The organism is Petrocella sp. FN5 (assembly GCF_029210395.1).
Classification (GTDB): Bacteria; Bacillota; Clostridia; order Lachnospirales; family Vallitaleaceae; genus Petrocella.
On record NZ_JARGDP010000158.1, the window covers coordinates 1 to 1,868 of the forward strand.

General features: G+C 35.7%; 1 protein-coding gene. It reads left to right on the plus strand.

Annotated elements, in window-relative coordinates; translation table 11 throughout:
• The first annotated feature begins 185 nt into the window (after positions 1 to 185).
• Positions 186 to 1,841, plus strand: coding sequence for a transposase (locus tag P0N36_RS15160; RefSeq protein WP_275843722.1), 1,656 nt, complete (start codon positions 186 to 188; stop codon positions 1,839 to 1,841).
• The last annotated feature ends 27 nt before the right edge of the window (positions 1,842 to 1,868 follow it).

Here is a 1,868-nt window from a genome sequence, read left to right on the forward strand (position 1 = left end):
TGATTAGGGTGTCAAAAGTAATAAAGACTCCCCAACTAAGATTACTTTCTTAATTAGAAAAAGCACAAAAATTTCTTCTGAAATTTCACATGATAAATCCCTTCAAATCATTGATTTTAAAGGAAAATTTGCTTGTTTTATGGTACAATTAAATCAATAAAATTCATTGAGGAAGGTATTTAATTATGTCATTTACAACAAACGAATCTCAGCAACTCAACCTAGAGGATAATTTTTTTAATCTCAATGAACGTACCAAGAAGTTCGTTAAGAATTCATGGGCAAAAGGGTTTGCAGACCTTGTTTTTCCAGCAATTGATGAGAAACGTTTTGCTGTATTATATAGTGACACGAAAGCATCACGACCCAACAATCCGGTGAATTCAGTTGTTGGCTCACTTATTTTAAAGGAGCTCTTCAATTTAACAGATGATGAACTTCTGGCAAGCATACTCTGTGACATTCGTTTTCAGTATGCACTTCATACAACAAGCTTTGTTGAACAGCCATTTAGTGACCGTACATTCAGCAGGTTTAGGGAAAGACTTTATCTTCATACACTTGAAACGGGAGAGGATCTTCTTCAAGAAGAAATGGAGTCCATGGCTGAAGTTTTTGTGAAGTATATGGACATCGATCCTTCTGTAAAACGTATGGATAGTTTAATGGTATCTTCTAGCTGCAAAAAGATGTCACGTCTTGAAATTCTTTATACCTGTGTAGCCAATATGGCAAAAGCTATCAACAAAACAGGTGAGGATCACCTACTAAAAGGCGTGGAACATTATCTTGATGATGAAGATAGAAACGAAACAATTTATCATAGAAAAAGTGAAGAAATATCATCAAGACTTCAACAAGTCATTGATGATGCAGCTGTACTTGTCGCGCAATTAGGTGATGCCTATTATGAACTGCCAGAATACCAGCTTCTTCAAAGAGTTCTTATGGAACAAGCAGAAAAGAACTCTGAAGGAAACGTAGTTCTTAAAGATAAAAAACAAATATCTCCAAGTAGTCTCCAAAATCCATCTGATCCAGATGCTACTTTTAGAAGCAAGGCTGGCAAAGATAATAAAGGATACGTTGGGAATTTAGTGGAAACATTTGATAAAAATGGTGCTATTATAACTTCATATGATTATCAACAAAATAGTCATAGTGATAGTAGCTTTTGCAAGGAAACCATTGAAAAATTAGGCGTACAGGAAACGCAAATAACGCTTATAGCAGATGGAGCCTATGCCAGCGTGGAAAATGTAGAACTAGCTACAGACAATAACATTGACCTAGTAACAACAGCACTTCTTGGCAAATCACCCGATGTAATACAAGCAGACTTTCAAATAGATTCACAAACAAGAGAAGTAACGAAGTGTCCCGCCGGGAACAAGCCATACAAAACGAGTTATTACAACGCAACTGGCGTGTACCGAGCATCCTTTAACAAGAAAACTTGTGAAAACTGTTCGCTTCGTGATCAATGTGGTGCAAAACTACAAAAGAAATCTGCATTTGTAATGGTAACAGAAAACATGGTTCAACGTGCTGCATATCTTAAAAAGCTATCATCAGAGGAATATCGCATACTTTCAAAAAAAAGAAATGGTGTTGAGGGATTGCCATCTGTGCTGCGACGAAGATATAATGTGGATCATATGCCGGTCAGAGGATTAGTGCGCTCAAAAATATGGTTTTCCTTCAAAATAGGAGCAATCAATGTAAAAAGGATGCTCAGTAGAGCCTTAATTTTACGTTTTTATTTTTTCAATAAAGATAAAATACGATATTTTGCAACTTTTTTCAAAATCACGCATAAATCAATAATGATGGGGGCATAAAAAATCTATTTATGACACCCTAATCAA

Excerpts from the sequence above, each read along its gene's own strand:
- P0N36_RS15160 (WP_275843722.1), top strand. The coding sequence starts at position 186 with ATGTCATTTACAACAAACGAATCTCAGCAACTCAACCTAGAGGATAAT.